Source organism: Mycobacterium sp. E1715, assembly GCF_001667625.1.
Lineage (GTDB): Bacteria > Actinomycetota > Actinomycetes > Mycobacteriales > Mycobacteriaceae > Mycobacterium.
Genome location: NZ_LZJJ01000329.1, coordinates 1 through 4,714, shown reverse-complemented (window position 1 = coordinate 4,714; position 4,714 = coordinate 1). Strand labels below are relative to the sequence as shown.

General features: G+C 71.4%; 4 protein-coding genes and 2 pseudogenes. 2 read left to right on the top strand and 4 right to left on the bottom strand.

Features of this window, described 5'->3' with window-relative positions:
• The 3 genes and pseudogenes from A9X03_RS16885 to A9X03_RS16875 form a co-directional block, all read right to left on the bottom strand.
• Positions 1-313, bottom strand: a pseudogene (locus tag A9X03_RS16885) (hypothetical protein); the annotation flags it as partial.
• Complete coding sequence (locus A9X03_RS30630) at positions 310-1,683, bottom strand: hypothetical protein (RefSeq protein ID WP_255396734.1); 1,374 nt, start codon at positions 1,681-1,683, stop codon at positions 310-312. The pseudogene A9X03_RS16885 and the gene A9X03_RS30630, both read right to left, overlap by 4 nt.
• A 152-nt stretch (positions 1,684-1,835) precedes the next feature.
• Positions 1,836-2,786 (bottom strand): sensor domain-containing protein, encoded by a 951-nt coding sequence (locus tag A9X03_RS16875; RefSeq protein ID WP_156746579.1) that lies wholly within the window; start codon positions 2,784-2,786, stop codon positions 1,836-1,838.
• A 158-nt stretch (positions 2,787-2,944) separates the two neighbouring features.
• Between A9X03_RS16875 and A9X03_RS16870 the strand changes: the two genes are divergently transcribed.
• Both A9X03_RS16870 and A9X03_RS28565 read left to right on the top strand, forming a co-directional pair.
• Positions 2,945-3,703, top strand: a complete 759-nt coding sequence (locus A9X03_RS16870) for a sensor domain-containing protein (protein ID WP_082974514.1) — start codon at positions 2,945-2,947, stop codon at positions 3,701-3,703.
• 44 nt (positions 3,704-3,747) lie between these two features.
• Complete coding sequence (locus A9X03_RS28565; RefSeq protein ID WP_082974513.1) at positions 3,748-4,185, top strand: hypothetical protein; 438 nt, start codon at positions 3,748-3,750, stop codon at positions 4,183-4,185.
• On the opposite strand, the pseudogene A9X03_RS29855 reads toward A9X03_RS28565, so the two are convergent.
• A pseudogene (locus A9X03_RS29855) lies at positions 4,182-4,714 on the bottom strand (hypothetical protein); the annotation flags it as partial. The gene A9X03_RS28565 and the pseudogene A9X03_RS29855 sit on opposite strands and share 4 nt — an antisense overlap.

The window sequence follows — 4,714 nt, the reverse complement described above, 5'->3', positions numbered from 1 at the left end:
CGGTGTCTTTGACCACGCCGGTATCGATTTGGGCGTAGTCGGTCAGGTCGCGATCGACTTCCCAGGGGCCGACGACGGCGCTGGCCAGGCGGCGTCCCTCGGCCCAGCCGCCGCGCAACGCGTCCCCTGCGGTGCCCAGCGGGTCGCGGGGGGTGGTGGGGAAGTTCCCGGCGTCGAGCAGGGCGAGGTCGACGCCGTCGGAACCGTCCGTCCCCGGGGCCCTGACGGCGGTTCCCGCGACGGTCGAACTGCACGCGACCGTCAGCGCCGCGACCGCGACGGCGAGGGCCAACGGGCGGGTAAGGCTCCTCATGGCGCCGTCAACATCAGGTATTGGGCCGCGACGATCTGGTGCGCCTCTACCTCTTGGGCGGCAGTGACTTTGAACGCGTAGCGGTCGGCGGTGCCGAGGCACAGGAAGCGCACCGAGCCCAACTCGGAAGTATCGGGCCCGCGGTCGAAGCAGCGCGCCGAGGGCAGCCCGTTGACGCCGGGGGCGGAGCGGTAGCCCAGGAAGGGAACGTCGATGCGGGCGAGCCCGTCGGCGGCCCGCTGGGCGCCGGTGGTGTCGACGGCCTCGTAGACGGTGGTGCGGTCGGCGGCGACGTGACCGATGCCGGCGTCGGCGAACATCGCCTCGGTGGCCACGGGGTCGGGCCGGAAATGCAGCGCGCCGTGCGGTGGATAGACCGTGGCCTGGTTGACGCCGGGGTCGGTGGCGGGCACGGTGCGGGCCAGCAGTCCGGTCGGGTCGGCGGGCAGGGCGGCCAGCTGGTCCACCGGGGTGGCCTGGAAGTGGTCGGCCATCGGGCCTTGCAGGTCAAGGGTTTTGGCGATCAGGTCGGCGGCCGCGCCGGCGCTCTCTTTGGAGCCGGCGAACTGGAAGAACACGTAGGGGCCGTGCGCGGTGAACGCTTCGGCTTCGAAGCCGCCCGACAACGGCGCCACGTTCGCCACCGTGTCGGGGTAGCGCGGGATCGGCAGCCGGGTGGCGGGGATGTTGCCCGGCCGGATGGTGGCCAGGTCGGCGGCGGCCATGGCAGCGGCGGCGTCGCTGGCGTCCTGTGCGCCGGGGAATCGGAAGACACCGTTGTCGAGGATCTTGGGTTTGTCGGTCGGGGGCTGGCCGCGTGGCGGTGGCGGGGTGACGCGCCCACTGACGAAGCCTGCCACGAAGTGATGCGCCGCGGCGATCGCGGCGATCGAGTCACCGCGCACCAGCGCCGAGAGCCGTCCCGCCTCGGGAAGTGCTGTGGTGGGGGCGATTTCGGCGCTCAGCGGGCTGATCAACGTCCCGTCGACCTGCCACGGGCCTGCCACCATGTCCGCCATCCGCTGGGCTTCGGTCCGGCGCCCGGCCGCGTCGTCGGCAACGGTGCCCAGCGGCGGGCGCGGTCGGCGCGGATAGTTGCCGGGATCGAGCAGCGCCACGTTGGCCGCCGGTGGCGCGGGGCCGCCCGACTTGACGGCGTTGCCGGTGACCACGGTCGAGCAGCCGACGCCCAGTGCGGTCACCGCGGCGAGCGTGACGATCAGCAACGCCGGCGATCGCAGCCGGGCGCGAATCCGTTTCTGGTCCTCGCGGATTCGGCACCATTCGGCCCCTGCGTCGGCCCGGGCGGCAGTGCGGTGCAGCTGGCCGATCCGCGGGGAGCGGTTACGCGGCGCGTGCCGATCCCCCATCCCTGTCCCCTCGTTTCGGCGCCCACTGCAGGCCACCCGCGGCGATCCCGACCAGACCAGCAGAATGGTAGTCGCTACCACCAGCGCATCAGATTCGTTCGCCGATTTTGCCAGGGCTGATCATCATCCCTCCTTCGCGATGAGTTCGGCGGTCAGCCGGTGGTGACGCGCTCGGCCATCCGCGTGGCGATCGTGATCGCTTGATCGGTGCGGTTCTCGCCGCAGTTCCGCACGTCGATGACGATGTTGTTGCGCGCCGCCAGGGCTCGCTGGCACTGCCAGCCTCCGGCGCCCTCCTGGGTGTTGGTGATGCTCAGCATTCCGTCACGGTTGGTGGCGGTGCCCGCTGTCCAGACGCTGGTCGGCTCCCGGCGGGTGGTCAGGTGCAGGCTGGCGCCGTTGCATCTCGGCCACGCCTGCGCCTGCTTGGCCGCAAAGTCGTTGGCCGCTTTCGCGGTGCCGAAGTAGACCGCGGCGCTGTGGTTGAGGTGCCGGGCGCCGTCGCGGTCCTGCAGCGACTGGGTCCGAACACCGATCCAGCCGCTGCCGTCGAGTTCCGACTCGAGTGCGGGCGCCTGGATCTCACCGCATTCGGGCCGGTCGGTCGTCAGGCCGCTGTAGGCGGTGTGGTCGTTGCCCGAGTCGGGTGCGGGCGCGATATCGGTGGCGCCCTCGATGCTGTTGATCGTCGCGACGTCCAGCAACAGGCCGGGCAGCGCCGACAACGGCACCGTGGGCGCCTCCGGTGCCGGGCCCGGGCTGACCGGCGCCGCGGAAGTTTTCGGCGCCGGCAGGACCGTCGAGCTCGCCGTGTCGTCGGGGCTGGCCGCGACGTTGATCGCCAGGCCCGCGGCCCCCAGGGTGACCATGACCGCGGCCCCCACCGCGATCTGCGCCCAGGTGGGCCAGCGCCGCGAAGGCGCGGGGACGAACGCCGGCGGGTATCCGGGCGGGGTGCCCCAAGCCGGCATCCGCGGCGGCATCGGCGGCATCGGAGGTGCACCGGCGGTCCGGAATGGACGGCGGGGCAGGACGGCGGTGACCTCCTCCCCGGGGCTGGGCGGTGTCGTGCGGGCCATCGGGGGGTGCGGGCTGCTGGGCATGAGGGTCCTTCGGAACGGGGTGACTGCGCGGGCTCTTCCGCGACATGCTTCAAATTGAAACACAGCGCTAGGCGCTGCGCAATGTTTATAAACGTTGCACTGCTGCGTTTTTATTGCTAGCGTCACCGCCATACCGAACGATCTGGCAGGAGGACCCCATGAGCGCTGCTTCGCCGCACCCCCAAGCTGAACCGTCGAGCGGCGCACGCCTGGCGCGCGCTGTGCGTTGGGCCCTCGTCGCCGCCCTCGGGCTGGCCCTGCTGCTCACCGGCTGCACCGCGACCACCAGCGGGCGCCCGGCGGCCGCCGCGGACCTGGGCCGCTGGCAACCGCCGGCGATCCTGCCCCAGCACCTCGCCGACCTGCTGCTCAAGGAGGACGACGTGAACACGATCGCGCACACCACCGGCATGACGGTGCGTAAGCCGGTCTCGCGGATGTGGCACGACGAGGAGATGCTGTCCAACCCCGCCTGCGTCGATACCTACTCGCCCGCCGAAGCCACCGCGTACAAAGGCAGCAACTGGACGGCGGTGCAGGGGCAGATACTCGACGACGCCACACCCGCCGTGCGCGAGCACGCGCTCATGCAAGTCCTGATCGGTTTCCGTGACGCCGATTCGGCCCGGCAATTCTTCGGCCAATCCAAAGCGCGCTGGTCCGGCTGCGCCAACCGCTCCATCATCGTCACGGCCCCCGGGCACGCCCCCACCGTTTGGGAGCTCGGCGAGCTGCAGGCCAGCGACTCCACGTTGGCCATCCTTCAAACCCAACCCAGCGGGCGCGGGCCCACCTGCCAGCGGGCCATCGGGCTGGTCAACAACGTCATCGTCGACACCCTGTGGTGCGGGCTCGACACCACCACCCAAGCGACCGACATCGTCTCGAAAACCACGGCCGTGATCTCGCAAGCGTGACTCGCCCGTCGCCCACCCGAACCCTTACCCACTACGGAGGAATCATGTCCGCGCCGCACCCAGGCCACCGGCACGCTTACGGCTACCCCCAGCCGCATCAATACCCGCCCGCGCATCCCCACCCGCCGGCGCATCCCCACCCGCCGGCGCATCACGCCCCGCCGCCCGGCTATCCGCCGCCGCCAAGGGGCGCGGAACCGCTCTTCGCCGTGCGGGTCAGGAAACACACCGGCGCCGTCATTCTGATGTTCAACCAGGCCTACACGGTCACCGGGACGCTCGCCCAATGCGAGGCCGCACTGGACAACGCCCTGCTCCACAACCTGCTGGCCGGGTGGTGGAGTTTGGCCTCCGTGCTGGTCTGGAATTGGGTGGCCCTACTCGAAAACCACAATGCGCGAAAGCATTTGCGGCGCCAGGCCGCCGCGCGGGCGTACGCCGCGCCCGCCACACCGCCCTGGATCGCCGGACCGCCGCGTTAACTGATCGTCAGCTGGGCGATGAGGTTCTCGATGGCCCGTGCGGCCTCCGGCGCGATGGAGCGCTCCGCCTCGGCGTCTTCGAGGACGGACACCGGCAGGCCGGCGCCGTTGGCCGCCTCCTCGAGGTTCAGCTCCGCGCGGTGGCGGGCGCCGTAGAGCCGCTGGCCCAGGGTGGCCGCCGGTGAACGCGCCGCGCGCATCATCAGGTCGTTGTAGCTGCGCCGCACGCCGCTCAACGCCAGGATGACCGACGGGCTCCCTTTGGCGTTGCGCGCGGCGCTCGACGCCAGCCGCTCCAGCCTGCGGAGGTCGGCCAGGGTTTTCGTGGCCTTGGGGCTGAAGTCGGGATGGGTCGGTTCGGGCAACTCGGAGATGGCGGTCAGGAGCGTGTGCATGGCCAGCTCCACCGTCTCGGCCATCAGCGGCGCCTGAACGGAGTCGGTGAACGCCTCGGTGGCCTCGTCCGCGGCGGCCGCAACCGGCCCGCCGGTCCTGATGGGACCGCCGGTGGGCGCCGGGGCCGCGCCGC

Bases quoted from the DNA above. Each gene is read 5' to 3' on its own strand.
- A9X03_RS28565 (WP_082974513.1), top strand. From the start codon at position 3,748: ATGTCCGCGCCGCACCCAGGCCACCGGCACGCTTACGGCTACCCCCAG.
- A9X03_RS16875 (WP_156746579.1), bottom strand. From the start codon at position 2,786: ATGCCCAGCAGCCCGCACCCCCCGATGGCCCGCACGACACCGCCCAGC.
- A9X03_RS30630 (WP_255396734.1), bottom strand. From the start codon at position 1,683: ATGGGGGATCGGCACGCGCCGCGTAACCGCTCCCCGCGGATCGGCCAG.
- A9X03_RS16870 (WP_082974514.1), top strand. From the start codon at position 2,945: ATGAGCGCTGCTTCGCCGCACCCCCAAGCTGAACCGTCGAGCGGCGCA.